Source organism: Massilia sp. S19_KUP03_FR1, assembly GCF_036688685.1.
In the GTDB taxonomy this organism is placed as follows: Bacteria; Pseudomonadota; Gammaproteobacteria; order Burkholderiales; family Burkholderiaceae_D; genus JALYUM01.
Genome location: NZ_JAQQPS010000012.1, coordinates 79,159 through 103,599, shown reverse-complemented (window position 1 = coordinate 103,599; position 24,441 = coordinate 79,159). Strand labels below are relative to the sequence as shown.

Sequence of the window (24,441 nt, the reverse complement as noted above, 5' to 3'; positions counted from 1 at the left end):
AACATTTCGCAACGGCCCGGTGATCCATGCGCCACAGTAGCGGCGCACCCTGCTTGTCTCTGTGTGTTTGCGCGCTTAGATGGTTTGGCCCGCGCCCTGTGCTTCAAAGCCGGCGACCAGGTCGAACAGTTCCGCATCGATGGCGCCCTGGCGCTGGCGGTGAAAGGTTTGCGTCAGCACTTGCAGGTTCTCGGCGATATTCTTTTCGGCGCGCTGCATGGCCGCCAGGCGCGCGGCGTTTTCGCTGGCCAGCGAGGCGGCGCAGGCGCGAAACAGCGACACGAACAGGTATTCGCGGATGCAGGCGCGCAGCGTTGCCTCGCCGGGCGCGAGCAGCTGCGCCCGCGCCGTGGTGGGCCAGGGCCGGGCCAGTAGCAGGGCTTGCCATTCACGGTCCAGCGGCAGCAGCGGCTGGCACACCGCCACGTAAGCGCTGACGCCGTCCGGACGGTGGTGATACACGTCCACCCGCGTGATGCCGTCCTGCCGTCCGGCCGCTTCAATGGCGATCACGAGCAGTCCCACCAGGCTGGTGATGGCGTCGATCGATGCCGGCAGGGGAAAGGCGTGCACCTTGTCGCGGCCGGCCAGCAGCGCCGTGACCCGCTCGCCCACCGGCCACAGCACGGTATAGGTCTGCGCCGACCCCGTCATGCGCGCGCAGATGGCTTCGTTGAACTGGCCCACCAGGCCCTGGTCGGAGCCGAACACGATGGCGCCGGCCTTGCCCGGGGCCGCGCGCGGCGCGGCCGGTTGCGCATCCCGCAGGCACAGCGCCAGGCTGTCCTGCACCACTTCGTAGTACTGGTCGAGCGCGCGCGCGGCCGCTTCGTACTGGCCGATATTCGACGCTGCGATGGTTTTCATGGTACGCGCCATCGCCTGCAGGTCCGCCGCGCCGGCGATCCTGGCGCGCAGCGCGGCGCTGCCGTCGCTCACGTCGGATCCTGGAAGGCTTGCAAGGCGGCGACGCAGGCGCCGGCCATGGCGGCCCGGTCGGCCGCTGTCATGGCCAGCGCACCGGTGCAGCGCGCCTGCAGCTCGGGCGGCAGGGCCAGCGCGGCGGCGCGTACCGCCGCCTCGGCGGCACCCATGCGCGCCAGCGCCACGCTGTCGAACAGACCGTCGCCGAGCGCCACCAGCACCGCCAGCTGGGAGATCACCGGCAGCGGCGCGCCTTCCGGTTGCTGCAGGCAGGCGCGGATGCGTTCGCCGTGCGCCAGGACGGCCATGTTGGCCGCGTCGGGCCGGGCGCCGAAGCGGATGAACGATTCGAGTTCCTCGAACTGGGCATAGGCCAGTTTCAGTGCGCCAGTGAGCGAGCGGTAGGCCGCGCATTGCGCTTTGCCTCCCACCCGCGAGACCGACTGGCCCACGTCGACGGCCGGCAGCACGCCCAGTTCGAACAGCGTCGGCGACAAATAGACCTGGCCGTCGGTGATCGAGATCAGGTTGGTCGGGATGTAGGCCGCCATGTCCTGCGCCTCGGTTTCGATGATCGGCAGGGCGGTCAGCGAGCCGCCGCCGCGCGCCGCGCGTAGGCGCGTGGAGCGCTCGAGCAGGCGCGCATGCAAATAAAAGATATCGCCGGGGAAGGCTTCGCGGCCGGGCGGTCGGCGCAGCAGCAGCGACAGTTCGCGGTAGGCGCGCGCATGCTGGGTCAGGTCGTCGTAGACAATCAGCACGTCGCGCCCGGCCTCCATGAAATATTCGGCCACGCTGGTGGCGGCGTAGGGGGCGATATAGGCCAGGCCGGCCGGGTCGTCGCCTTCGGTCGCCATCACCACCGTGTATTCCATGGCGCCGTGCGCGCGCAGCATCGCGATCGCCTTGGCCACGCTGGAGGCGCGCTGGCCGATGGCGCAATACACGCACAGCACGTCCTGGCCGCGCTGGTTCAGGATGGTGTCGAGGGCAATCGCGCTCTTGCCGGTCTGGCGGTCGCCCAGCAGCAGCTCGCGCTGGCCGCGCCCGATTGGCACCAGCGCGTCGATCACCATCAAGCCGGTCTGCAAGGGCGCTTCGACCGCGGCGCGTTCCATGATGGGCGGCGCCGGCCGTTCGATCGGCAGGCGCGCCACCGTCACCGGTACCGGGCCGCCGTCCAGTGGCCGGCCGAGCGGATCGATCACGCGCCCGAGCAGCCCGGGGCCGACGCCGACGTCCATCACGCGCCCGGTGCGCACCACCGTGTCGCCGGCGCTGATCTGCGCGTAATCTCCCAGCAGCACCACGCCGATCTGGTGCTCGTCGATATTGAAGGCGATGCCCATGCTGCCGTTCGGGAAGCGCAGCAATTCCTCGAAACCGGCGCCGGGCAGACCGGTGACGAGGGCGATGCCGATGGCCACGCTGGCCACCGTGCCGGTCTCGCTTGGCGCCAGCGCCGCCGGCACATCGGCCCGGGCCTGCGCCAGCGCGGCAAAGGCCTGGCCATATGCCAGGTCGAGTGGCGCGATCATGCCTTGGCCAGCAGTGCGCTGCTGCTGCGCGCGGCAAAGCCTTGCAGGTAGTCGTCGAGGTTCCAGGCCAGCGACCAGCCGCCCAGGCGCAGCGCAATGCCGCACACCAGCGCAGGCGTGTAGGTAAATTGCAGCGCCTTGGGCTGCACGCCGCAAGCGGCGGCCAGGGCCACCGTCAGCGCGGCCTGCTGGTTGGCGTCCATCACGAAAGCGCTGCGCACCTCGGGCGCGGGATCCTGCGCCGCGGCGCTGGCCATGCGCGCGCGCGCCGGCGCGTCCAGCTCCGCCAGTTTGCGCAGGAAGGCGCGCACCATCGCCGCTTCCAGCGAGGCGTCGGCCAGGTCGGCCATGGCGCGCCGCACCACTGCCAGCACTTCGTCGCGCGCTTGCAGCGTGACCGCCGCGCACAGGCGCGCCTGGTCGGCGGAGATGGCCGCCGCCGCGCGCGCATGCTGCGCTGCATCGGCGGCCTTGCCCTGCGCCAGCAGCGCGACGTTCTGCACCTGCGCCGCAGTCACCGCCTCGGCCAGCAGGGTGGCGCGCTGCTGGTCGAAGGCCGTGCTTTTGGCGGTCAGCGCCGCGTCAAGTGCATGCGCGGCGGCCAGGTGCGCCGCTGCATCGGCCAGGCCGGCGGCAATGTGCTGCTCGCGTGCGGCGATGGCGGCCAGTACGGGCTGGTACAGGAAGCGCTTCATCAGCCACACCAGCACCAGGAAGTTGAGCAGTTGCGCGCCAACGGTGAACCAGTCGATCAGCATGTTATTTTCCCGCCGCGCCGATGGCGTGGGTCCAGAAGGGATTGGCGAAGATCAGGATCATGGAAAGGACAAAACAGTAAATCGCCATCGATTCGATCATCGCCAGGCCGACGAACAGCGTGCGGGTAATGGTGGCGGAAGCGTCGGGCTGCTGCGCCAGCGCCTCAAGTGCGGCGGCCACGGCGCGGCCCTCGGCCAGGGCCGGCGCCATGGTGCCGAAGCTGGTGGTGATGCCGGCGATAACGATTGAGGCGACGGCGATCAGGGTCATGCTATCCATGTTGCTCTCCAGTTTCAGGTAAGTCTGTGGTGTTGATCTGTGACGCGGTGGCAGCGGCGATGTAGACCGCCGCCAGGATGCAGAAAATATAGGCCTGCACCAGGCCGGTGAGCAGGCCGAGCAGGGTCATCACCACCGGGAACAGAAAGGGTGTGATGGCCAGCAGGATGGCGATGATCATGGCGCCGCTCATCATGTTGCCGAACAGGCGCACGGCCAGCGCCATGGTGCGCGAGACTTCGCCGATGATATTAAAGGGCAGCATGATCACGGTCGGCTCCAGGTAAGTCCTGAGGTAGCCGCGCCAGCCCTGGGCCGATACGCCGTACAGGGGCACGGCCAGCAGCACGCACAGCGCCAGCGCCGTGGTGGTCGAGAGCGACCCGGTAGGCGGCTCGTAGAACGGCAACACGGTGGCCAGCGCGGCCACGGCCAGGAACAAAAACAGCGTGCCCAGAAAACCCAGGTAGCGTTCGGGCCGGGCCAGGCCGGCCTCGCCGATTTGCTGCACCAGCATGGTGACGACGATCTCCAGCATGTCTTGCCAGCGGCTGCGATGATCGCGGTGCGACAGGCCGCGCGTGGCCAGGATGGCGCCGGCGACGAGCACCAGCATCAGCGCCCAGGTGGTGACGATGGTCGCATTCAGTTTGAAAAAGCCGAGCTGCCAGAAGATGACCTGGTCGGGACTAAGATGCATGCACGCTCCCGGGCCGGCGCGCGGTGACGCGCAGCACGGCAACGCGGGCCAGCAACAACCCGGCCAGGCAGGCGGCCAGCGTCGGCCAGCTGCCGTCGTTGACGAGGTAAAAGCCGCCCCCCACCACGGCGATGCGCAGCAGCAGGCTGGGACCGAACCACAGGGCCGGGCGCGGCGAGACGGCGGCGCGCTGCACGGTCCACCACAGGCCGCCGAAAAACAGCGCGCCCAGGATGGCGCCGGCCAGCACGGCGGCGGTGAGAAGGGATAAGTCAGGCATCATCGCCATCCTTGGCGGCATGCATCGTGCGCTGTTCCTGGTCAACCCAGCGCCAGGCGCTGAAGCACCCCAGCATCAGTCCGGCCACCAGCAGGGCCAGCGTCCAGGCGTGGGTACCGGGATATTGACGATCCAGCCAGGCCCCCAGCGCCACCCCGAGCAGGGCCGGCACGCTGACCGACCAGCCGATCATGCCCATCATGGCCAGGCCCGCCCAGGCGCCGGCCGGCCGCGTGCGGCGCGCGCGCAGCTTGCGCGCGGCCTGCGCCGCGACCTGGTCGGCCAGCGCCACCCGTCGTGGTTCACGCATGGTGTTCGCCCAGCGCGTGCACGAAGCCCGCTTCCAGTTTGCGCATCGCGCCGCGCGCGGCGCGCTCGTTCTCGTCGATGGCGAGGTACTGGTTGGCGATGGCCGCGTGCAGACTGGGCAGGTCGGCGCCGGCCTGCACCGCGCGCGCCGCCACCCGCACGTTCAGCCCGGTTTTCACCAGCGTGCCCTCGTCGATGGCCAGCCAGTGTTCGCCGTCCGCGGTGACATACGCCAGGATGCCGGGCCGGAGCGCGGCGACGCAGTCGAGCCGGTGCGGCAGCAGCCCGAAAGCGCCTTCGCCGTTTTCGGCGACGATGCGTTCGACGCCGGTGATGGTGGCGTACACGCGCTGCGGCAGCAGGATATTTAAGGTCATGGTGTCAGGCATGGTGTGGCTCCAGTGTGGTGGGTTTGACCGCTTCGCCGATGGCGCCGATCATGTAGAGCGCGCTCTCCGGCCAGTCGTCGAATTCGCCGGCGAGGATGCGTTCGCACCCGTCGAGGGCGTCTTCCAGGCTGACCAGCTTGCCCGCCAGGCCATTAAACTGGCCGGTGGTAAAAAACGGTTGCGTCAAAAAACGCTGCAGGCGCCGCGCCCGGCCCACCACCGTGCGGTCGGCTGGTGCCAGTTGCTCCAGGCCCAGCATGGCGATGATGTCGCGCAGGGCCGCGTACTGCGCCAGAACGCGGCGGATTTCCTGCGCCAGTGCATAGTGGCGCGCGCCGACGATGCCGGGCGTGGCCATGCGCGAACTCGATTGCAGCGGATCGATGGCCGGATACATGCCTTCGCTGGTGAGTTTGCGCGACAGGACGATCGACGCCGACAGGTGCGAAAAAGTATGCACCGCGGCCGGGTCGGTAAAATCGTCGGCTGGCACGTACACTGCCTGGATCGCCGTGATGGCGCCGCTGGTGGTGTTGGCGATGCGCTCTTCGAAGGCGGCCAGCTCGCTGCCCAGCGTGGGCTGGTAGCCCAGCCGCGACGGCATCTGGCCCATCAGCGCCGAGACTTCGGCGCCAGCCTGGATGAAACGGAAAATATTATCGACCAGTAGCAGCACGTCGCGCTGCTCGTCGTCGCGGAAGTACTCGGCCATCGTCAGCGCAGCCTGCCCGACCCGGAAGCGGCTGCCGGGCGGCTCGTTCATTTGCGCGAACAGCATGACCATGTTGTCGAGCACGCCGGAGTCCTGCATCTCACGGTACAGTTCTTCGCCTTCGCGGCAGCGCTCCCCGATGCCGCAAAAAATGCTGACGCCATCGTGGTGGCTGACCATATTGTGGATCATCTCGGTGAGCAGCACGGTTTTACCCACGCCGGCCCCGCCGAACAGCCCGGCCTTTCCGCCCCGCTCCAGCGGCACCAGCACGTCGATCACCTTGATGCCGGTGGTGAATACTTCCGACTGGGTGACGCGGCTGGCCAGCGCCGGCGGCGCGCGGTGCACGCCACGCCAGGCCAGGTCCACGGGCTGTGCCAGACCATCAATGGCGGCGCCAAACACATTGAACATGCGCGCGCGGATGGTTTTGCCGACCGGTGCGCGCAAGGGCATGCCGGTGTCGATCACCGGCATGCCGCGCGCCAGGCCCTGGGTGGCGGTCAGCGCGATGCCGCGCACCCGCCACGGATCGGTGTGCGTCAGCACCTCGATCGCGATGGACTGGTCCGGTCCCGCACGCAGCAGCGTGTGGATGGCCGGCGCATGGTGATCGAACACCACGTCGACCACGCTGCCGCGCACCGCCAGTACCGAGCCGGCGTTGGCCGGGCTGGCGGCCTGCATCAGGCGTAGGTCATGCGATCGATGACGTTGTGCACGCCGCCGGTGCCCCAGGCCGCGTGGCAGGCCAGGTTGCGTTCAAGCCAGCTAGGCACGACGCCGGTCAGCGTCACTTCGGCACCGTGCACGGCCACGCCGATCTGGCCCGCGTCCTGGTGCGCACGGCGCTTGAGCGAGGCTTCGATCTGGTTCTTGACGTTGTCGGTGGTGACATGCTGCTTGATGACGATCTGGTCGGTCACGCCGGTCACGCCCATCAGGTAGCGCACTGCCTGCACCGCGGCTTCGCGCTGGAACACCCAGCTCACTTCGCCCGACAGCGTGACGTGGCCGGCTTCGACTACCACCTGCAGGTCCTTGCTCGGTACCGAGATGGTCCAGAGCAGGGCGTTTTCCACGGTGCGCGCAATGTCGACGTCTTCGCGCTTGCTCGAACCTGGCAGGTCGACGTCGAGCGCCACCGTCAGGGCCTGCACGCCGCCGACCTGGCGGGCGGCGCGTTCGGCGTCCCATTTCTCGGCAAAGCTGTTAACGTGGCCGCTGAGGGTGACGATGCCGTCCTTGACCTCGACGCCGATGTTGGCGGCATCGATGGCTGGGTTCCAGTCCAGTTCGGCCAGGACGTCTTGCTGCAGTTGCAGATCGGTTTTCATGTGCGGCTTTCGGTTCGTGAGTGAAACCACAGCCTGCGCGCATTGCCTTGATAACTCTGTGTGTTTGCGCGCTTTCGCATACCGGTCTGCCCGGTCAGCTGAACGCCAGCTCGGCCTGGTCCTCGCCGGCATCGCGGGAATAGATGTTGTGGGGTGGCGTGCGCCGCTCGTCGGCGCTGAAATGAAAGGGCGGCAGGGCGCCGCTGGTGCGCCACGCATTTTGCATCGCCGGCGGCACCGCGTTCAGTTCCGGCAGCAGCTGCGCGGTGGACTGGTTGACCACGGCGTAGCACTCGCACACATGCTCGAGCAGGCCGGCGCGGCTGAGGATGGTGACCCGGCCGCGGCGCCAGCTGATGATGCCCAGCTGCTGCAGCCAGCGCGCGGCATCGGTGACACCTTCGCGGCGCACGCCGATAATGGCGCCGATTTCTTCCTGCGTGACGGTCATTTCGTTGGACGAAGAGCGGTCCAGCATTTGCAGCAGGTAGCGGCACAGGCGTTGTTTGGTGGTGTGGTGGCTGTTGCACGCGGCCAGCTGGGACACCTGCATCAGGCGCGCCTGGGTGTAGCGCAGCAATAGGCGCAGCAGCGGGCCCTTGTGATAGAACTCTTCCATCAGGCGGGCCGCGCTGAGCCGGTAGGCGTAGCCGGCCGCCTGCACCGCAGCGCGCCCGTTCGAGCGCTGGCCGCCCATGAACAGGGTCACCCCCAGCATGCCCTCGTTGCCGATGCGCGTGATCTCGGAGGTGCCGCCGTCTTCCAGCAGGCAGTCGATCGAGATGGTCGCGGTGACCGGAAAGTACACATACACCATTTTGCCACCGGCCTGGTAGAGGACGTCGCCGTGCGCCAGCGAAATCAGTTCGAGGAAAGGTGACAAGCGGTAAAACTCCGCGCGATCAAGTTCGGCGAGCAAGCGATTCTTGAGGGGATTGAGGGGGGAATACATGCGGAAAGCTCCTTGGGTTCGTGCCATGCGAATTGCGTAGAACACCACCGTGACCAGAAGAAAACCAAAAGTCGGTGTGCCAGCACACATTGATGTGCTTCTGATAACGAAATAGTCCACATTTGCTCTGTGCGAAGACACACAGAGGCGATATTGCGTATCGGCGAAGATGTTATTGGACGTACAAAAAACCATCTAGCACGGGCGCTCTAAAAGCGCCGCGCGATTGACTTCACCGAGGAATAGCATGCAACCGCCACCAGCCCAAAAAGAATTGCCAGTTGCACAGGATAGTGCCGCCGAAGAGGTCGATCAGGCGCTCGACGAGGCCCTCAAAGAGAGCTTTCCCGCCAGCGACCCGGTCGCCATCGATATCGAGCACCCGGCCAAAGCGGAGGAGGGGCCATGAGTCCGGGTCAGGAGCGGCACGCGTGAGTGTGGACGCGCCGCCGCAGGCGCGGCCTGCCTGGCACGCCACGGCCGCCGCCGTCGTCGCTGAGCTGGGCAGCGATGGCACCAGCGGCTTGAGCGCGGCCGCTGTCGCCGCCCAGGCCGCGCAATACGGGCCGAACCGCCTGCCGCAGGTGGCCAGGCCGTCGTTGGCCTTGCAGTTGCTGCGCCAGTTCAAAAGCCCGTTGATTTACATCCTGTTCATTGCCGCCGCCCTGGCCGCCTTGCTGGGTCATTGGGGCGATGCTGCCGTGATTCTTGGCGTGGTGCTGGCCAATGCAGCGATCGGCGCTTTCCAGGAAGGCCGGGCCGAGCGTTCAATGGACGCCTTGCGCGCGCTCGCGTCCCTGCACGTGCAGGTGCTGCGGGGCGGGCGCGTGTCGAAGGTGGCGGCGCACGACCTGGTGCCGGGCGATATCCTGGTGCTGGTGGCGGGCGACGCGGTGGGCGCCGACGCGCGCCTGCTCGAAGCAGAAGGGCTGGCAGTGGCCGAAGCCGCGCTGACGGGCGAATCGGTCCCGGTGGCCAAGGACGTGGCGCCGCTGCCCGAGGACGCCGCGCTGGCGGACCGGCGCAACATGGTGTTTTCCGGTACCTATGTCACCGCAGGCCGCGCGCGCGCCGTCGTCACGGCCATCGGCAGCCAGACCGAGGTCGGCGCCATCGCCAGCATGACGGTCGGCGCGCGCGAGCCGCAAACCCCGCTGGAAGGGCGCATCGGCCAGTTCGGGCGGCGCCTCGCGTATGCCGCGGCCGCCCTGTTTTGCGTCGTGCTGGCGCTGGGCCTGGCGCGCGGCTTGCCGTTTGCCGACGTGCTGCTGGTGGCAATCAGCCAGGTGGTCTCGCTGGTGCCCGAGGGCTTGCCGGTGGCGATGACGATCGCGCTGGCGGTCGGGATGCGGCGCATGGCTGGCCGCGGCGCTATCATCCGCCGCCTGGCGGCGGTGGAAACGCTGGGCGCGATCACGGTCATCTGCACCGACAAGACCGGCACGCTGACGCGCAATGAAATGACGGTCAGCCAGCTGTGGCTGGCGCAGGGGGGCACGGTCGCCGTCTCCGGCGTCGGCTATGGTCCGGATGGCGCGCTGACCGGCGCGGCCATGGACGGCGCGCATGAACACGTGACGGCGCTGCTGCAGGCCGCGGTGCTGTGCAATGACGCTGCCCTGGTCGCGCCTGGCGCCGCTGCGGCGCACTGGACGGTGACAGGCGACCCGACCGAGGCCGCGCTGCTCGTTGCCGCCTCCAAGGCCGGGATCGATCCGGCGGCGCTGCGGCGGGATTATCCACGCACCGCGGAAATGCCGTTCGACGCCGGTACCAAGATGATGGCCACCCGCCACCGCCAGCCGGACGGCAGCTTTGCCGTGTATATCAAAGGCGCGCCGGAGGCGGTGCTGCGCCTGTGCGCAGATGCGGGAGCGCAGGCGCAGCAGGCCGCCAGCACCGCCGCCGACGCCATGGCCGGTGCCGCGCTGCGGGTGCTGGCGGTGGCGCGCCTGGGCGACGTGGCACTTGCGCGCGGCGCCGGCTTCGCCAGCCTGGGCACGCACGCAACCCTGCTGGGCCTGGTTGGCCAGATCGATCCGGCGCGCCCCGAGGCCAAAGCGGCCGTGGCCGCGTGCCGCGCGGCCGGCATCCGGCCGGTGATGGTCACGGGCGACCACAAGCTGACGGCACTGGCCATTGCCGGGGAGCTGGGCATCGTGCGCGAGGGCGAGCGCGGCATCGACGGGGCCGAACTGGCGCGCCTGAGCGCGGACGAACTGGCCCAGGGGCTCGACCAGATCGCCGTGTTCGCGCGCGTGCAACCGGCCCAGAAGCTGCGCATCGTCGAAGCCTTGCAGAAGCGCGGCGCGGTGGTCGCCATGACCGGTGATGGCGTCAACGACGCGCCAGCACTGGCCCGGGCTGACGTTGGCGTGGCCATGGGCATCACCGGCACCGACGTCGCCAAACGCGCCGCGCGCGTGGTCATCACGGACGATAATTTCGCCACCATCATCGCTGCGGTGGCGCAGGGGCGGGTGGTCTACGCCAACCTGAAGAAGGTGATTTTGTTTCTGTTCGTCACGTCGATCGACGAAGTCTGTTTGCTGCTGCTGTCCCTGCTGGCCGGCCTGCCGATGCCGCTGGCGGCGGTGCAGATCCTGTGGGTGAACATCGTCACCGAAAGCACCCTGACGGTCAACCTGGTGATGGACCCGGCCGATGGCGATGAAATGCACCGCCCGCCGGTGGCGCGCAACGACCCGCTGATCGACCGCGCCATGTTGTGGCGCATCGCCGTGATGATGCCGGCGGCCGTCGCCGTGACCTTCTCCTGGTTCCTGTGGCGTCACACCAGTGGCATTCCGTTCGACCTGGTGCGCACCGAGACCTTCACCGTGCTGGTGCTGTGCCAGTGGTTCAACGTGATCAACTGCGAGTCGGCGACGCGCTCGGCGCTGCGCTTCGGCATCCTGCGCAATCCCTGGCTCGCTGCTGGCCTGGTACTCAGCCTGGCCCTGCACGCGGCGGTCCTGTACTGGCCCCCGCTCGGCCGCCTGTTCCACACGGTGCCGATTCCCGCTGCCGACCTGCTGACACTGCTGGCGGTGGCCAGTTGCGTGCTCTGGGCCGAAGAACTGCGCAAGTGCTGGGCGCGGGCGCGCCAGCGTCGTCTGCACCCCTGAATTTTTGTTCGTTTTACCCTGCAAGTCCACCCACAAGGAGCAATACCATGAGCAACCATCCCGCCAAGTCCACACCAGCGCCATCGAACAAAGGCCCTGCGCCACATGGCGCCGACACCCATGCCGACGCCATTGCAGAGCGTGAAAAGGCGGAACAGAACGAAGTCGCCGGGCGCCACAAGAATGACGGGCAAATGCCGCACAAGGGCGCCCGCTAAGTGCTGCACTAAGCGGCTGTTTGCTTAGGTCATGTTGTCGATGACGGCATGCACGCCGGGCGTGCGCCACGCGGTTTTTTTCGCCAGCGCACGCTCGAACCAGTTCGGCACCTCGCCCGACAGGGTAATGTCAGATCCGTGGATGTCGACCGCGATCTTGCTGGCGTCGCCGCTGGCCTGGCGTTCGATGGCCGCGACGATGTCCGCTTTCACCGAACTGAACGATACCAGCGGCTTGAGCGTGACCTGGTTGCTCACACCGTTCACGCCGACCAGGTTGCGCACCGCGTCGAATGCCGCTTCACGCTGGTAGTGCCAGGCCACGGCGCCGGTCAGGGTAATAAAACCTTTGTCGACGACGATCTTGATGGCGTCTTTCGGCAGAAACAACTGCCACGACAGGGCGTGACTGGCGGCCAGCGCGATATCGCTGTCGTCGCGTTTGCTCTCGCCCGGCAGCACCACGTCCAGCGCGACCACGATGGCCTTGACCCCGTCGACGCGCTGCGCAGCCCGTTCGGCATCCCATTTTTCGGCAAAGCTGGCGATGCGACCAGCGAGCGTGATGACGCCGTCGCGCGCTTCGACACCGATGTGCGCAGCCTCGATCGATGGATCCCATTGCAGTTCGGCGAGCACGTCGTTTTTCAGTTGAAGATCGTTTTTCATGATGGTCTTTCGTGGATGGATCGAGCAGGCACAGTGCGCCGGCCCGCCAGGGCCGCTCAGTGTGGCTGCGCGCTTACGCCGGGTGGGTCGAAAAAAAAGGCGTAAGCGCGCGGCCACACACAGAAGCGGCGCACTGGCGCGCAAGATCGGCGTTTTTACTGCCACCATTAACGGAGAATACTTTGTCCCTGGAGAACAGACTGGCCAACTGGGCAATCAAATTGCGCAGTGCTGCCGACGTACCCCTGCGTATCGAACTGTGGAATGGCAAGCGCATCGACCTGTCCAGCGCTGCCCCGCGCGTGACGGTGCGCTTGCCCAGTGCGGCCACGGCGCGTTACCTGCTGATGCCATCGCTCTCCAGCCTGGGCGGCGCCTATGTCGAAGGCGACATCGAAGTGAGCGGCCAGGCGGTCGACATGATCGCCATCGTCAACCAGTTGGCCAGCACACAGCTCAGTGCCGTCGGGCGCCTGGGCCGCATGGTGCGCAGTCTGTCCCACGACAAGCGCAGCGACGCCAAGGCGATCCGCTACCACTACGACGTCTCGAATACCTTCTATGCCGGCTTCCTCGATGCGGGCATGGTGTATTCGTGCGCCTACTTCGAAGACGGCAACGAAACCCTGGGCGCGGCCCAGATCAAGAAGATCGACCTGATTCTCAAGAAAATCCGCCTCCAGCCGGGCCAGACCCTGCTTGACATTGGCTGCGGCTGGGGCGCGCTGGCGATCCGCGCGGCCCAGTTGTACGGCGCCCGCTGCGTCGGCGTGACGCTGTCGGAGAACCAGGCGGCGCTGGCCACCGAGCGCGTGGCCGCCGCCGGCGTGGCCCACCTGGTCGAGATCCGCCTGCAGGATTACCGTGACGTGAGGGGCCAGTTCGACCGCATCACCAGTGTCGGCATGTTCGAACATGTCGGGCTGCGCAACCTGGGCGAATATTTCAGCATCGTCGGCAAGTTGCTGGCGCCCGGCGGCGTGGTCATGAATCACGGGATTACCTCGACCGACGCCGCGAATGGCGAAAGCCCGTATGGCGGCGGCGAGTTCATCGAACGCTATGTCTTTCCGCAGGGCGAACTGGCCCACATCGGCCATGTTCTGAAGGTGATGCAGGAAAGCGGGCTGGAAGTGCAGGACGTCGAAAACCTGCGCCGCCACTACGCGCGTACTTGCGCGCTGTGGAGCGCCAACTTCGAAACCAACCAGGCCGAGATGCAGCGCCTGGGTGGCGCCCGGCGCTTCCGGATCTGGCGCGTCTACCTGGCCGGCTGCAGCTATGCCTTCGAGCATGACTGGATCAGCCTGTACCAGATCGTATGCAGCAAGGCGGGACTGTCCGCGGCAACCCTGCCGTGGTCGCGCAATTCGGCGCAAAGCGCCGCTTTGCTCGCAATTTGATTCTTCAACTATTTAAAGGAAAACGCCATGACACCATTTAGCGGTAACAATTCGGAAATCGGGCGCTTGCAGCGCGTGCTGGTCTGCCGGCCAGGTCTGGCGCAACGGCGCCTGACGCCGGCCAATTGCGCGGGCCTGCTGTTCGACGACGTCCTGTGGGTGTCGCAGGCGCGCAATGACCACGATGCCTTCACCAGCGCCATGACCGAGCGCGAGGTCGAGGTGCTCGAACTGCACGACCTTTTGGCCGACACCGTGGCCGATCCGAAGGCGCGCAACTGGCTGCTCGATCGTAAACTCGATCCCGGCCTGGTCGACCCCGAAACGGCGGCGCTGCTGCGCCCGTGGCTCGAAGCCCTGGCGCCGGCGCACCTGGCCGAGTACCTGATCGGCGGCGTGGCGCGTAGCGAGCTGCCGTTCGACATTCCCGGCCTGCTGGCGCGCTGCGCCCGTCCGTCCGACTTCCTGCTGCCACCGCTGCCGAACACCCTGTTTGCGCGCGACAGCAGCTGCTGGATCGGCGACGGCGTGGTGCTGTGTTCGATGTTCTGGCCGGCGCGCCGGGCCGAAACCCTGCTCACCACGGCGGTCTATCGCTTTCACCCGCTGTTTGCCGGCAAGGTGCGCGAATGGTGGGGCGACCCCGATACCGATCGCGGCCTGGCCTCGCTCGAGGGCGGCGATCTGATGTCGCTTGGTAACGGCGTGGTCCTGATCGGGATGGGTGAGCGCACCTCGCCGCAAGCGGTCAGCCAGCTGGCGCGCGTCCTGTTTGCGCAGGGCGGCGCCACCCGCGTGCTGGCCGTGCAGCTGCCCAAGTCGCGCGGCGCCATGCACATGGACACCGTGTTCACCTTCTGCGACGTCGACCTGGTCACGGTCTTTTCCGAGGTGATCGACCAGGTGCAGGTGTTTTCGCTGCGGCCTGGCGAGCGCGAAGGGACACTCGACGTGCGCGCCGAGTCCGGCCCGCTGGTGGCAGTGGTCGCCGAAGCGCTCGGCCAGAAAACACTGCGCGTGGTGGAAACCGGCGGCGACGCCTGGGAGTCGCAGCGCGAGCAGTGGGACGACGGCAACAACCTGCTGTCCCTGGCGCCTGGCGTGGTGATGGCCTACGACCGCAACGTCTACACCAACACGCAGCTGCGCAAGGCTGGCGTGGAAGTCATCACCATGCCCAGCAGTGAACTCGGGCGCGGGCGCGGAGGCAGCCACTGCATGTCCTGCCCGATCGACCGCGCGCCCCTTTAATTAACACCCAAGGAATTGACCCCATGAGCTACAACCTGCACAACCGAAGCCTGCTCACGCTGATGGACTACGCACCGCGCGACATCAGCTTTCTGCTCGACCTGGCCAGCGAACTGAAACGCGCCAAATACGCCGGCACCGAGCAGCCGCGCCTGCAAGGCAAAAATATCGCGCTGATTTTTGAAAAAGCCTCCACGCGCACCCGCTGCGCCTTCGAAGTGGCGATGCACGACCAGGGCGGCCACGTCACCTATATCGACGCCGGCAGCTCGCACATCGGGCGCACCGAGTCGCTCAAGGATACCGCGCGCGTGCTCGGGCGCCTGTTCGACGGCATCGAATACCGCGGCTACCACCAGAGCGTGGTCGAGGAGCTGGCCAGCTTTTCCCACACCCCGGTCTGGAATGGTCTGACCGACGAATCGCACCCGACCCAGATCCTGGCCGACCTGATGACGATGCGCGAGTTCGGCGAGCGCCCCCTGCATGAACTGGCCTTTTGCTACCTGGGCGACGCCCGCTTCAATATGGGCTGTTCGCTGTTGATCGGGGGCGTCAAGATGGGCATGGATGTGCGCATCGCGGCGCCCGCCGCGCTGCAGCCGCCGGCCGAACTGGTGGCGCAACTGCGCGAGATCGCGCGCACCACCGGCGCGCGCATCACGCTGGAAACCGACCCGATCAAGGCGGTGGCCGGCGCCGATTTCCTCTACACCGATGTGTGGGTGTCGATGGGCGAAGCGCAGGATGTATGGAAGGCGCGCATCGACCAGCTGCTGCCGTACCAGGTAACGACGGCGCTGATGCAGGCCACCGGCAAGCCGCGCGCGCGCTTCATGCATTGCCTGCCGGCCTACCACAACCTCGATACCGAGATCGGCCGCCAGATTCACGAACAGTTCGGCCTGACCGAGGTCGAGGTGACCGATGCGGTGTTCGAGTCGGATGCGTCGATCGTGTTCAGCCAGGCGGAGAACCGCATGCACACGATCAAGGCGGTGCTGGTGGCGACCCTCGCATGAAGCTGCTCGTGGCACTCGGCGGAAATGCCTTGCTGCGCCGCGGGCAGGCGCTGAGCCTGGAAAACCAGCTGGCCAATATCGGCGTGGCGGCGGCCCAGCTGGCGCAGGTGGCAAGCGACCACCAGCTGGTGGTCACCCACGGCAACGGCCCGCAGGTGGGCTTGCTGGCGCTGCAGGAGATGGCCTACGACGAACATGCGGTGTATCCGCTCGACGTGATCGGGGCGCAGACCGACGGCATGATTGGCTATCTGCTCGAGCAGGCGCTGGGCAACCTGCTGCCTGCTACGCGCACGATCGCCACCTTGCTGACCCGGGTCGAGGTCGACCGCGACGACCCGGCCTTTACGCACCCGAGCAAACCGGTGGGGCCGGTGTACAGCGCGGCCGAGGCCGGGCGCATTGCTGCGGCCTATCATTGGGCCATGGGGCCGGACGGCGCCGGCATGCGGCGCATGGTGGCGTCGCCGCAGCCATTGCGCGTGCTGGGTCTCGATGCGATTGGCCACCTGCTCGCGCATGGCACGCTGGTGATTGCGGCCGGCGGTGGCGGCATTCCGGTGGCGCGCGACAAAGCCACCAACAGCCTGCTCGGCGTCGATGCTGTGATCGACAAGGATTTTTGCAGCGCGCTGCTGGCGCGTGCGCTGGAAGTCGATTGTTTCGTCGTCGCCACCGACGTGGCATCGGTGTTTCTTGACTGGGGCAGCGCGCAGCAGCGGCCCCTGCGCAAGACCACGCCGCGCCAGCTGGCGCAATACAGCTTCGCCAATGGCTCGATGGGGCCGAAGGTGCTGGCCGCCTGCGACTTCGTCGAACGCACCGGCCGGCGCGCCGTGATCGGGGCGATTGGCCAGATCGAGGCCATGCTTGCCGGCGAGGCCGGGACCGAGGTCGGTCCCGACTGACGTTCTAGGTACGCTAGTAAAAGCTGTAGCGGGCCATCAGGCCGAGACGCGAGAGTGTCCCGGTCTGACCATCGAAGGTCTTGCGTTCGCCATACACCCACTCGCCACCGAGGTCGATGTTCTTGATCGGCGAATAAATCAGGTTGAAAAACGTCTCCTGCAAGGCGCGGTTGTTGGCCGCCTGGGCACTTTTGCCATGGTTGTAGCCGAACGACGCGTTGGCGCGCAGCTTGTCGTTGAAAAAGTGCGCGTAGCCGAGCACCAGGCCCAGGTTGCGGTCGAAGGTGATGGCCCCGGTGTCAGTCGCAATGGCGTAGCCGTTCGAGCCATACAGCTGGTCGATATCGCCGTCGACGCGGGTGAACTGGGCCGTGAACAGGTCTTGTGCACTGGCCTTGTAACTGGCGCCGAGCGCAATGCCATAACCGCGCCGGGTCTCGGCGGGCGAGCGTTTTTCGTGGGTCAGCAGGCGCAGGTTGAGGCTGCCGCGCGCGAAGGTATGGTCGAAGCGCGCGACCAGTTGCGGCAGCCGTTCGTTGGCGCTGGGGCCGCCGGCCTGGTCGGCCGGTTCTTCGACTGCCAGCGTCACGCGCACGCCGGTTTTCGCGTCGCCAAACGCGTAGCGGGCTTGGGTGCGGCGCGAGAACGGTGCGCCCACCGGGCCGTTAAAGTCAATCGTTTCGGGCAGGTTGTCGACGTCCATGAAGGTTGACCAGGTTTGCCCGATCAGCCAGCCGCCGTATTCGCCGTAGGCATGGCGCAGCCGGATCAGCTTGCGGTTGTCGGCGCCGTAGGAATAAAAGTCGGCCTCCACCGTGGTCCTGAACGGGCCCGCCGCCGTCGGCGTGGAACTGGCAAAGCCGATGCGCGAGGTTTCGGAGGTAAATTGGGTGCGCCCGCGCGGGCCGCCGGCGCCGTTCAAGGGCTGATACGCCAGGTCGGTAAAGATATCGGGGCTGCTCGACTGGCGCCAGTCGTGCACGGCGTCGGTTTCGGCGTAGCCGTACAGGTGGATCGAGGTTTGCGTGCCAGGCACCACCATCCCGCCGGGAATGGCGCTCTCGGGCACCGCGTCCTCTCCCGTATAGCGGGGCTTGATGCGTGGATCGGGGGCGCCGATGTCCTGCGCCGTGAAGAGCGCTGCGGCCGGGGCGACCAGCGGCATGGCCAGCGGCGCTGGCGCGACCGTGCGGTCGGCCTTGAGCGCCGCCAGTTCGGCGTGCATTTGCTGGAGATCGGCGCGCAACTGGCGCAGTTCGGTGCGTAGTTCTGCATCGCTCTGGGCGTGGGCGGGCAGGCCGGACAAGCCCAGCGCCAGGGCGAGGGCAGTCAGGACAGGATGGTGTGGCATAAGAGGATGTCCCTGTTTCAAGTTGGTATGGAAGTTCAGAGTGAAAAAACCTGCGTCAGGCGGTCGGTGAACAGCATCCAGAGCGCCACGACGCCGAGTGCGCTGACGACCACGGCGACGCCCAGCTCGGTGCGCGTGAAGATGGTCGTGCCGGGCGCCTGCTCCTTGCGCGCAATGATGAAGACGATATTGCCCAGCGCGAAGAAGATGGCGCCAGCGACCATGTACTGGAGCCCGGCGGCATAAACCAGCCAGAGGCCGTAGATGGTGCCGAGCACGCTGCAAACCAGGGCCTCGGTCTTGCCGATCTGCGCATCGGCGGGATAGGCGCCGGTGGCCACCAGCTTCCACAGGAAACCGGTCGAACCGATATACGCTGGCAGGATCATCACGCCGGTAATCGACAGCATCACGTTCCAGGCGTTGTCCGAAAAGTAGACCATGATCATGATCGCCTGCATCACGCTGGTGGACACCCACAAGGAGAACGACGCCGCGCCGGTCTTGCTGGTGCGGGCGAAGGCCTTGGGAAAGGTGCCGTCTTTGGCGGCGGCCCAGGGCAGCTGGGCCAGCAGCATGGTCCAGACCAGCCACGACGACAGCACCGAGATCAGCACACCGCCATTGACCAGGTACTCGCCCCATTTGCCGACCAGCTTGCCGAGGATGGCCGCCAGCGACGGCGGCGCGAGACCGCCCAGCTGCGCCTGCGACATGACGCCAAACGGCAGCACCGAAACCAGTACGTACAGCAGCACGGTGACGAGGAAGCCGAGCAGGGTGGCGCGGCTGACGGTCCTCGTGTCGGCGTTGTCGGACATCACCACCGCGCCCTCGATACCGATGAACACCCACAGCGTCACCAGCATGGTGCTCTTGACCTGGGCCAGCACGCTGCCCAGCGCCACGCCGCCGGCCAGGTTACCGCTCAGGCGGCCCCAGAAGTCGGTGGTAAACAGGCCGGCCTGGGCCGAGAAGGCGACCACCACGATGAAGACAGCGATCGGCACGAATTTGGCGATGGTGCCGATGACGTTCAGGCTGGCCGTGCTCTTCACGCCACGCAGCACCAGTCCATTCATGAGCCAGCACAGGAGCGAGCCGAGCACGATGGCAGGCAGGGTGTTCCCGCCTATAAAAAAGGGCGGAAAGAAGTAGTTCAGGGTGGCCATCAACAGCACCGCAAAGCCGACATTGCCGAACGCCGACGACAGCCAGTAGCCCCACGCGATCTGGAAGCCGGCGTACTTGCCAAAGCCCTGGCGCGCGTACATATAAATGCCGGATTTTAGGGCTGGCTGCACGTCGGCGAGCGCCTGAAACGTGCGCGCCAGCGTGAAGATGCCGACGCCGGAGATGAGCCAGCCCAGCAGGATGGCGCCCAGTTGGGCATGTTGCGCCATGTTTTGCGGCAAATTGAAAATGCCGCCGCCGACCATGGCGCCGACCACCAGCAAGGTCATGGGCAAGAGGCCTATCGGTGGACTGGCCGGTTTGGCTGCACTGGCGGAGGCTGGTGCTGGCGCCGCCGGGGCGGGAATGCTGGTGTCTTGCATGGTGATCCTTGGTGGATGCCGGTGTAGGGCGGTTTTTTGATCCTGGCGCCCAGCATGCGGCAGCGCCCGCGCTGGCTCTGTGTGCCTGCGCGCTTAGGGACACCAGGTCGGGCGTTAAGCGCGCAGCCACGCACAAGCGGCGCCTGGCTGCGCCCAGACTGTGTCATCCAGCCCGGCCCGCCACAGGCGGTGCCGGATCCAGTTCCACACGAGGAGCAATTCATGACACCGACCATGCAGGCAGCATTTGTTGAACAATTTGGACAACCCCTGGTGATCCGGGACGTGCCGGTGCCCCAGCCGGTGCCGGGCCAGATCCTGGTAAAAACCGAAGCGTGCGGCGTCTGCCACACCGACCTGCACGCGGCCAGCGGCGACTGGCCGTTAAAGCCCAAGCTGCCGTTCATTCCGGGCCACGAGGGCATCGGCATCGTCGTCGCCATGGGCGCCGGCGTGACGGCGGTGAAGGAGGGCGACCGGGTCGGCGTGCCGTGGCTGTATTCGGCTTGCGGCCACTGCGAATACTGCCTCGCCGGGCATGAGCCGGTTTGTCCCGATGCGCAGTTCGGCGGCTTCACCAGGAATGGCGGCTTTGCCGATTTCATCCTGGCCGATCCGAACTACGTGGCCCACATCCCGGCCACGCTGGACGCGCGCGCCGCCGCGCCGCTCATCTGCGCCGGCATTACCTCCTACAAGGGCATCAAGGAAACCGGGGCGCGCCCCGGCCAGTGGATCGTCATTTCCGGCATCGGCGGCCTGGGTCACCTGGCGGTGCAGTACGCCAAGGCGATGGGGCTGCATGTCTGCGCGGTCGACATCGACGAGCGTAAGCTGGCGCATGCCACGCGGCTGGGCGCCGACGCCACGGTCGACGCGCGCATGGGCAACGCAGTCGAGCTGGTGCGCAAGGTCACCGGCGGCGGGGCGCACGGGGTCCTGATCACGGCGCCGTCGCTGCCGGCGTTCCGCCAGGGCGTGGGCATGACGCGCAAGTTCGGCACCTGCGTGCTGGTGGGCTTGCCGGCCGGTGAATTTCCGACGCCGCTGTTCGACGTCGTCGCCAATTGCATCACCATCCGCGGCTCGTTCGTCGGCGGGCGCCTCGACATGGCCGAAGCGCTGGCCTTCGCCGTCGACGGCAAGGTCAAGGCCGACATCGAGTTGCAGCGCCTGGCCGACATCAACAGCGTGTTTGCGCGCCTGAAAAGCGGCGACGTGCCGTCGCGCGTGGTGCTCGATTTCAGCGCCGCCTGAACCAGGCCGGCGGCGGCGTAAAATGCGGGCTCATTCATCCCTCCCGCTGAACCGATGCCCATCGAACGCCCGAGAATGCCGCCCGCGCCGGTCAGTTTTTGGCAGGCATTCGCTTTCTGGTTCAAGCTTGGTTGCATCAGCTTCGGCGGGCCGGCCGGCCAGATTGCGATCATGCACCAGGAACTGGTCGAGAACCGGCGCTGGCTGTCGGAGCGGCGCTTCCTGCATGCGCTCAATTACTGCATGCTGCTGCCTGGCCCCGAGGCGCAACAACTGGCGACGTATATCGGCTGGATGATGCACGGCACCCGCGGCGGCATCGCCGCCGGTGCGCTGTTCGTGCTGCCCTCGCTGGTGCTTCTGGTCGCGCTGGCTTGGGTGTATCTGGTGTTCGGACAGACTGCGCTGGTGGCCGGCCTGTTTTACGGCATCAAGCCCGCCGTCACCGCCATCGTCCTGCAAGCGGCGCACCGCATCGGCACGCGCGCGCTCAAAAACGACTGGCTGTGGGGCGTCGCCGTGGCGTCATTTCTGGCCACGCTGGCGCTGCACGTCCCGTTTCCCGCCATCGTCGCCGCAGCGGCGGCGATCGGCTTGATCGGCGCGCGCGTCGCGCCGCACAAATTCGCGGCCGGTGCGGGCCAGCGCGGCGCCACCGCATCGTTCGGCCCGGCGCTGATCGACGACGATACACCCACGCCGGCACACGCCACTTTTTGCTGGACCCGGCTGGCGCGCGTGGTGCTGGCCGGCGCGCTGCTGTGGGCCTTGCCGATGGCCGCACTGGTCGCGGCATTCGGCTGGCACCACACCTTGAGCCAAATGAGCTGGTTCTTCACCAAGGCGGCCATGCTGACCTTCGGCGGCGCGTATGCCGTGCTGCCGTATGTCTACCAGGGCGCCGTGGCGCACTACGGCTGGCTCAGTGCCGGCCAGATGATGGACGGCCTGGCGCTGGGCGAAACCACGCCTGGCCCTTTGATCATGGTGGTGGCTTTCGTGGGGTTTGTCGGCGGCTACCTGAAGGCCGTGTTCGGGCCCGATTCCCTGTTCCTGGCGGGCGCCGTAGCCGCCGCGCTGGTGACCTGGTTCACCTTCCTGCCATCGTTCCTGTTTATCTTTGCGGGCGGGCCGCTGGTGGAGGCAACCCATGGCGACATGGCGTACACCGCGCCACTGGCGGCGATCACCGCCGCCGTGGTCGGCGTCATCCTCAACCTGGCCTTGTTTTTTGGCTATCACCTGGTCTGGCCGACGGGTTTCGGGGGTACCGTCGACGGGGTCGCCGCCGCAATCGCGGTCTGTGCTGCCGTGGCCCTGTTTCGTTTCAAGCGCAACGTCATGCACGTGATTGCGGCCTGCGCGCTCATCGGCCTGGCCGTGCAGTCCCTTGCCGTTTGAGTGGCGCCTGCACCCGGCGCAGGCGCAGTGCGTTGGCAATCACCGAAACGGAACTGAGGCTCATCGCCAGCGCCGCCAGCATCGGCGAGAGCAGCTGGCCGGTGAACGGGTACAGCACGCCTGCGGCCAGGGGAATGCCGAGCGCGTTGTAGACCAGGGCGAAACCCAGGTTCTGGCGCATATTGCGTACCGTGGCGGCGGCAATCACGCGCGCGCGCACGATGCCGCGCAAATCGCCATTGACCAGCGTGACATGGGCGCTGGCGATCGCGATGTCGGTGCCGCTGCCCATCGCGATGCCGACGTCGGCCCTGGCCAGTGCGGGCGCGTCGTTGATGCCGTCGCCGGCCATGGCCACCACCTTGCCCTGGTGCTGCAGTGCTTCGACCAGCGCCAGTTTGTCGGCCGGCGTGCAGGCGCCGTGGTAGTTGTCGATGCCTAGTTTGGCGGCGACCGCGCGCGCCGTGGCGACCCCGTCGCCGGTGGCCATGATGATGCCCAGGCCGCCGCTGCGCAGGCCTTCCAGCGCGGCGCCGGTGCACGGTTTGAGTGGATCGGCCAAGGCGATCAGCCCGGCCAGTTTGCCGTCCGAGGCCAGGTAGATGACGCTGGCACCCTGCGTGCGCAAGGCGTCGGCGGCGCCGTTCATGCTTTTCCACGCGACGCCATCCCGCTCCATCAGGGCCGTGCTGCCGAATGCGATGCGCTTGCCGTCGACCAGGCCGCGCACGCCGACGCCACTGGCCGATTCGAAGGATGCGGGCACGGTCAGGGTCAACTTGCGCCGCCGCGCCTCGCTGACGATCGCCTGCGCGAACGGGTGCTCGCTGCCCTGGTCGATGCTGGCGGCGAGCTGCAGCACCCCATCCTCGCTGAAACCGGGTGCCGCCGTCTGGCCAAGGAAAGCCGGCTTGCCCTTGGTGAGCGTGCCGGTCTTGTCGATGATGAGTGTATCGACCTTGGCGAGCGCTTCGATGGCGGCCGCGTCGTGGAACAGGACACCCAGGGTTGCCGCGCGCCCGGTCGCGCTCATGATCGACATGGGCGTGGCCAGGCCCAGCGCGCAGGGACAGGCGATGATCAGCACCGCCACACCATTGAGCAAGCCGTACAGCCAGCCCGGCTCGGGGCCCACCAGCCCCCACACGATGAAGGTCGACAGGGCAATCGCTACCACCGCCAGCACGAACCATGCGGCGACCCGGTCGGCCAGGCGCTGCATTGGCGCGCGCGAGCGCTGCGCCTGGCCGACCAGCTGCACGATCTGCGCCAGCACGGTGTCGGTGCCGATCTTTTCGGCCCGCATCAGCAGACTACCGCCGCCATTGATGGTGGCGCCGATCAGGCGGTCGCCAGGGCGCTTGGTCGCTGGCAGGGCTTCCCCGGTGAGCATCGCTTCGTCGACGCTGCTTTCGCCCGTTGCCACCACGCCGTCGACCGGGATGCTGGCGCCGGGCCGCACGCGCAGCTGGTCGCCCACGGCCACGCTGGCGAGCGGGATCTCTTCTTCGCTGCCGTCGGGGCCTACCCGGCGCGCGGTTTTGGGCGCCAGGTCCATCAGGGCGCGCAGTGCGCCCGAGGTATGCGCCCGGGCGCGCAATTCCAGCAACTGGCCCATCAGCGTCAGCGACACGATCATCGCGGCCGACTCGAAGTAGACGGCGACACTGCCGTCATGGCGGAACGCCGCCGGAAACCACTGTGGCGCGACGGTCGCCGCCACGCTGTAGCCAAACGCGGCCAGGATGCCGGTGCCGGTCAGCGTCCACATGTTCGGGCGCCGCGTGGCCAGCGACTGCGCCCATCGCGTGAGCAGCGGCCAGCCGCCCCACAAGACCACGGGTGCGCTCAAGGCCCCTTCGAGCCAGGCCTGGTGTGGCACGTGGCCGAACATCGCCAGGGCGAACACCAGCACCGTGCACGGCAAGGTCCAGTAAAAACGGCGTTCGAAGCCGGCCAGTTCCGGGTTCGCGGCATCGTCCGCAACCGGCATGACAGGTTCGAGCGCCATGCCGCACAGGGGACAGCTGCCGGGGGCGGGCAGGCGCACCTGCGGATGCATGGGGCAGGTGTAGATGGGTTCGCGCGCTTGCAT

Annotated in this window: 24 protein-coding genes; 9 read left to right on the top strand and 15 right to left on the bottom strand. The window is 67.2% G+C overall.

Annotated features, from left to right (window positions below; all coding sequences use genetic code 11):
• Nucleotides 1–75 precede the first annotated feature (75 nt).
• The 11 genes from V6M87_RS14870 to V6M87_RS14820 form a co-directional block, all read right to left on the bottom strand.
• Nucleotides 76–939 (bottom strand): F0F1 ATP synthase subunit gamma, encoded by an 864-nt coding sequence (locus V6M87_RS14870; protein WP_332877428.1) that lies wholly within the window; start codon nucleotides 937–939, stop codon nucleotides 76–78.
• The gene (locus V6M87_RS14865; protein ID WP_332877427.1) at nucleotides 936–2,462 is read right to left on the bottom strand and encodes an alternate F1F0 ATPase, F1 subunit alpha; all 1,527 of its coding nucleotides are present in this window, start codon (nucleotides 2,460–2,462) and stop codon (nucleotides 936–938) included. Before V6M87_RS14865 ends, V6M87_RS14870 begins: the two co-directional genes overlap by 4 nt.
• The gene (locus V6M87_RS14860) at nucleotides 2,459–3,220 is read right to left on the bottom strand and encodes a F0F1 ATP synthase subunit B (RefSeq protein WP_332877426.1); all 762 of its coding nucleotides are present in this window, start codon (nucleotides 3,218–3,220) and stop codon (nucleotides 2,459–2,461) included. The genes V6M87_RS14865 and V6M87_RS14860 overlap by 4 nt, the downstream gene beginning before the upstream one ends.
• 1 nt (nucleotide 3,221) lies before the next feature.
• On the bottom strand, nucleotides 3,222–3,500 hold the full coding sequence (locus V6M87_RS14855; protein WP_332877425.1) for a F0F1 ATP synthase subunit C: 279 nt from the start codon (nucleotides 3,498–3,500) through the stop codon (nucleotides 3,222–3,224).
• Nucleotides 3,493–4,200 carry a F0F1 ATP synthase subunit A gene (locus tag V6M87_RS14850; protein WP_332877424.1) on the bottom strand — a complete coding sequence of 236 codons (708 nt, stop codon included), beginning with the start codon at nucleotides 4,198–4,200 and terminating at the stop codon, nucleotides 3,493–3,495. The genes V6M87_RS14855 and V6M87_RS14850 overlap by 8 nt, the downstream gene beginning before the upstream one ends.
• A complete protein-coding gene (locus tag V6M87_RS14845) occupies nucleotides 4,190–4,483 on the bottom strand; it encodes an ATP synthase subunit I (RefSeq protein ID WP_332877423.1) in 294 nt (97 codons plus the stop codon). Before V6M87_RS14845 ends, V6M87_RS14850 begins: the two co-directional genes overlap by 11 nt.
• On the bottom strand, nucleotides 4,473–4,790 hold the full coding sequence (locus V6M87_RS14840; protein ID WP_332877422.1) for an AtpZ/AtpI family protein: 318 nt from the start codon (nucleotides 4,788–4,790) through the stop codon (nucleotides 4,473–4,475). The genes V6M87_RS14845 and V6M87_RS14840 overlap by 11 nt, the downstream gene beginning before the upstream one ends.
• Nucleotides 4,783–5,178: a F0F1 ATP synthase subunit epsilon gene (locus V6M87_RS14835; protein WP_332877421.1), complete on the bottom strand. Its 396-nt coding sequence runs from the start codon at nucleotides 5,176–5,178 to the stop codon at nucleotides 4,783–4,785. Before V6M87_RS14835 ends, V6M87_RS14840 begins: the two co-directional genes overlap by 8 nt.
• Nucleotides 5,171–6,580: a F0F1 ATP synthase subunit beta gene (atpD, locus tag V6M87_RS14830; protein ID WP_332877420.1), complete on the bottom strand. Its 1,410-nt coding sequence runs from the start codon at nucleotides 6,578–6,580 to the stop codon at nucleotides 5,171–5,173. The genes V6M87_RS14835 and atpD overlap by 8 nt, the downstream gene beginning before the upstream one ends.
• On the bottom strand, nucleotides 6,580–7,230 hold the full coding sequence (locus V6M87_RS14825) for a BON domain-containing protein (protein ID WP_332877419.1): 651 nt from the start codon (nucleotides 7,228–7,230) through the stop codon (nucleotides 6,580–6,582). The genes atpD and V6M87_RS14825 overlap by 1 nt, the downstream gene beginning before the upstream one ends.
• Before the next feature lie 94 nt (nucleotides 7,231–7,324).
• Nucleotides 7,325–8,182 carry a Crp/Fnr family transcriptional regulator gene (locus V6M87_RS14820; RefSeq protein WP_332877418.1) on the bottom strand — a complete coding sequence of 286 codons (858 nt, stop codon included), beginning with the start codon at nucleotides 8,180–8,182 and terminating at the stop codon, nucleotides 7,325–7,327.
• Between the two features lie 247 nt (nucleotides 8,183–8,429).
• Here V6M87_RS14820 and V6M87_RS14815 point away from each other — a divergent pair, with 247 nt between their 5' ends.
• From V6M87_RS14815 to V6M87_RS14805, 3 genes are read left to right on the top strand one after another with little or no spacing between them, the layout of a single operon-like run.
• Nucleotides 8,430–8,591 carry a hypothetical protein gene (locus V6M87_RS14815; RefSeq protein WP_332877417.1) on the top strand — a complete coding sequence of 54 codons (162 nt, stop codon included), beginning with the start codon at nucleotides 8,430–8,432 and terminating at the stop codon, nucleotides 8,589–8,591.
• A 22-nt stretch (nucleotides 8,592–8,613) separates the two neighbouring features.
• Nucleotides 8,614–11,310 carry a cation-translocating P-type ATPase gene (locus V6M87_RS14810; RefSeq protein WP_332877416.1) on the top strand — a complete coding sequence of 899 codons (2,697 nt, stop codon included), beginning with the start codon at nucleotides 8,614–8,616 and terminating at the stop codon, nucleotides 11,308–11,310.
• Between the two features lie 47 nt (nucleotides 11,311–11,357).
• Complete coding sequence (locus V6M87_RS14805) at nucleotides 11,358–11,528, top strand: hypothetical protein (RefSeq protein ID WP_332877415.1); 171 nt, start codon at nucleotides 11,358–11,360, stop codon at nucleotides 11,526–11,528.
• 24 nt (nucleotides 11,529–11,552) lie between these two features.
• Here V6M87_RS14805 and V6M87_RS14800 read toward each other — a convergent pair whose 3' ends face one another.
• Nucleotides 11,553–12,197, bottom strand: a complete 645-nt coding sequence (locus V6M87_RS14800) for a BON domain-containing protein (RefSeq protein WP_332877414.1) — start codon at nucleotides 12,195–12,197, stop codon at nucleotides 11,553–11,555.
• Nucleotides 12,198–12,379: 182 nt separating this feature from the next.
• Here V6M87_RS14800 and V6M87_RS14795 point away from each other — a divergent pair, with 182 nt between their 5' ends.
• The 4 genes from V6M87_RS14795 to V6M87_RS14780 are packed head-to-tail and all read left to right on the top strand — an operon-like array spanning nucleotide 12,380 to nucleotide 16,781.
• Complete coding sequence (locus V6M87_RS14795; protein WP_332877413.1) at nucleotides 12,380–13,600, top strand: cyclopropane-fatty-acyl-phospholipid synthase family protein; 1,221 nt, start codon at nucleotides 12,380–12,382, stop codon at nucleotides 13,598–13,600.
• 27 nt (nucleotides 13,601–13,627) lie between these two features.
• Nucleotides 13,628–14,851: an arginine deiminase gene (locus V6M87_RS14790; protein WP_332877412.1), complete on the top strand. Its 1,224-nt coding sequence runs from the start codon at nucleotides 13,628–13,630 to the stop codon at nucleotides 14,849–14,851.
• Nucleotides 14,852–14,874: 23 nt separating this feature from the next.
• A complete protein-coding gene (gene argF, locus V6M87_RS14785; protein ID WP_332877411.1) occupies nucleotides 14,875–15,873 on the top strand; it encodes an ornithine carbamoyltransferase in 999 nt (332 codons plus the stop codon).
• Entirely contained in the window at nucleotides 15,870–16,781 is a 912-nt protein-coding gene (locus tag V6M87_RS14780) for a carbamate kinase (protein ID WP_332877410.1), read from the top strand. Before argF ends, V6M87_RS14780 begins: the two co-directional genes overlap by 4 nt.
• Nucleotides 16,782–16,794: 13 nt before the next feature.
• Here V6M87_RS14780 and V6M87_RS14775 read toward each other — a convergent pair whose 3' ends face one another.
• Entirely contained in the window at nucleotides 16,795–18,132 is a 1,338-nt protein-coding gene (locus tag V6M87_RS14775; RefSeq protein ID WP_332877409.1) for a DcaP family trimeric outer membrane transporter, read from the bottom strand.
• Nucleotides 18,133–18,167: 35 nt separating this feature from the next.
• Nucleotides 18,168–19,688: a basic amino acid/polyamine antiporter gene (locus tag V6M87_RS14770; protein WP_332877408.1), complete on the bottom strand. Its 1,521-nt coding sequence runs from the start codon at nucleotides 19,686–19,688 to the stop codon at nucleotides 18,168–18,170.
• 222 nt (nucleotides 19,689–19,910) lie between these two features.
• Here V6M87_RS14770 and V6M87_RS14765 point away from each other — a divergent pair, with 222 nt between their 5' ends.
• Complete coding sequence (locus V6M87_RS14765) at nucleotides 19,911–20,945, top strand: zinc-dependent alcohol dehydrogenase (RefSeq protein ID WP_332877407.1); 1,035 nt, start codon at nucleotides 19,911–19,913, stop codon at nucleotides 20,943–20,945.
• 54 nt (nucleotides 20,946–20,999) lie between these two features.
• Entirely contained in the window at nucleotides 21,000–22,346 is a 1,347-nt protein-coding gene (gene chrA / locus V6M87_RS14760) for a chromate efflux transporter (RefSeq protein WP_332877406.1), read from the top strand.
• On the opposite strand, the gene V6M87_RS14755 is transcribed toward chrA, so the two are convergent.
• The gene (locus V6M87_RS14755; RefSeq protein WP_332877405.1) at nucleotides 22,312–24,441 is read right to left on the bottom strand and encodes a copper-transporting P-type ATPase; all 2,130 of its coding nucleotides are present in this window, start codon (nucleotides 24,439–24,441) and stop codon (nucleotides 22,312–22,314) included. The genes chrA and V6M87_RS14755 overlap by 35 nt on opposite strands.

What these genes read in the sequence shown, in the direction of transcription:
- V6M87_RS14815 (WP_332877417.1), top strand. Translation starts at nt 8,430, where the DNA reads ATGCAACCGCCACCAGCCCAAAAAGAATTGCCAGTTGCACAGGATAGT.
- V6M87_RS14850 (WP_332877424.1), bottom strand. Translation starts at nt 4,200, where the DNA reads ATGCATCTTAGTCCCGACCAGGTCATCTTCTGGCAGCTCGGCTTTTTC.
- V6M87_RS14835 (WP_332877421.1), bottom strand. Translation starts at nt 5,178, where the DNA reads ATGCCTGACACCATGACCTTAAATATCCTGCTGCCGCAGCGCGTGTAC.
- V6M87_RS14770 (WP_332877408.1), bottom strand. Translation starts at nt 19,688, where the DNA reads ATGCAAGACACCAGCATTCCCGCCCCGGCGGCGCCAGCACCAGCCTCC.
- V6M87_RS14820 (WP_332877418.1), bottom strand. Translation starts at nt 8,182, where the DNA reads ATGTATTCCCCCCTCAATCCCCTCAAGAATCGCTTGCTCGCCGAACTT.
- V6M87_RS14805 (WP_332877415.1), top strand. Translation starts at nt 11,358, where the DNA reads ATGAGCAACCATCCCGCCAAGTCCACACCAGCGCCATCGAACAAAGGC.
- V6M87_RS14800 (WP_332877414.1), bottom strand. Translation starts at nt 12,197, where the DNA reads ATGAAAAACGATCTTCAACTGAAAAACGACGTGCTCGCCGAACTGCAA.
- V6M87_RS14840 (WP_332877422.1), bottom strand. Translation starts at nt 4,790, where the DNA reads ATGCGTGAACCACGACGGGTGGCGCTGGCCGACCAGGTCGCGGCGCAG.
- V6M87_RS14860 (WP_332877426.1), bottom strand. Translation starts at nt 3,220, where the DNA reads ATGCTGATCGACTGGTTCACCGTTGGCGCGCAACTGCTCAACTTCCTG.
- V6M87_RS14855 (WP_332877425.1), bottom strand. Translation starts at nt 3,500, where the DNA reads ATGGATAGCATGACCCTGATCGCCGTCGCCTCAATCGTTATCGCCGGC.
- V6M87_RS14780 (WP_332877410.1), top strand. Translation starts at nt 15,870, where the DNA reads ATGAAGCTGCTCGTGGCACTCGGCGGAAATGCCTTGCTGCGCCGCGGG.
- V6M87_RS14865 (WP_332877427.1), bottom strand. Translation starts at nt 2,462, where the DNA reads ATGATCGCGCCACTCGACCTGGCATATGGCCAGGCCTTTGCCGCGCTG.
- V6M87_RS14825 (WP_332877419.1), bottom strand. Translation starts at nt 7,230, where the DNA reads ATGAAAACCGATCTGCAACTGCAGCAAGACGTCCTGGCCGAACTGGAC.
- argF (WP_332877411.1), top strand. Translation starts at nt 14,875, where the DNA reads ATGAGCTACAACCTGCACAACCGAAGCCTGCTCACGCTGATGGACTAC.
- V6M87_RS14790 (WP_332877412.1), top strand. Translation starts at nt 13,628, where the DNA reads ATGACACCATTTAGCGGTAACAATTCGGAAATCGGGCGCTTGCAGCGC.
- V6M87_RS14765 (WP_332877407.1), top strand. Translation starts at nt 19,911, where the DNA reads ATGACACCGACCATGCAGGCAGCATTTGTTGAACAATTTGGACAACCC.
- V6M87_RS14755 (WP_332877405.1), bottom strand. Translation starts at nt 24,441, where the DNA reads ATGCAAGCGCGCGAACCCATCTACACCTGCCCCATGCATCCGCAGGTG.
- chrA (WP_332877406.1), top strand. Translation starts at nt 21,000, where the DNA reads ATGCCCATCGAACGCCCGAGAATGCCGCCCGCGCCGGTCAGTTTTTGG.
- V6M87_RS14845 (WP_332877423.1), bottom strand. Translation starts at nt 4,483, where the DNA reads ATGATGCCTGACTTATCCCTTCTCACCGCCGCCGTGCTGGCCGGCGCC.
- V6M87_RS14775 (WP_332877409.1), bottom strand. Translation starts at nt 18,132, where the DNA reads ATGCCACACCATCCTGTCCTGACTGCCCTCGCCCTGGCGCTGGGCTTG.
- atpD (WP_332877420.1), bottom strand. Translation starts at nt 6,580, where the DNA reads ATGCAGGCCGCCAGCCCGGCCAACGCCGGCTCGGTACTGGCGGTGCGC.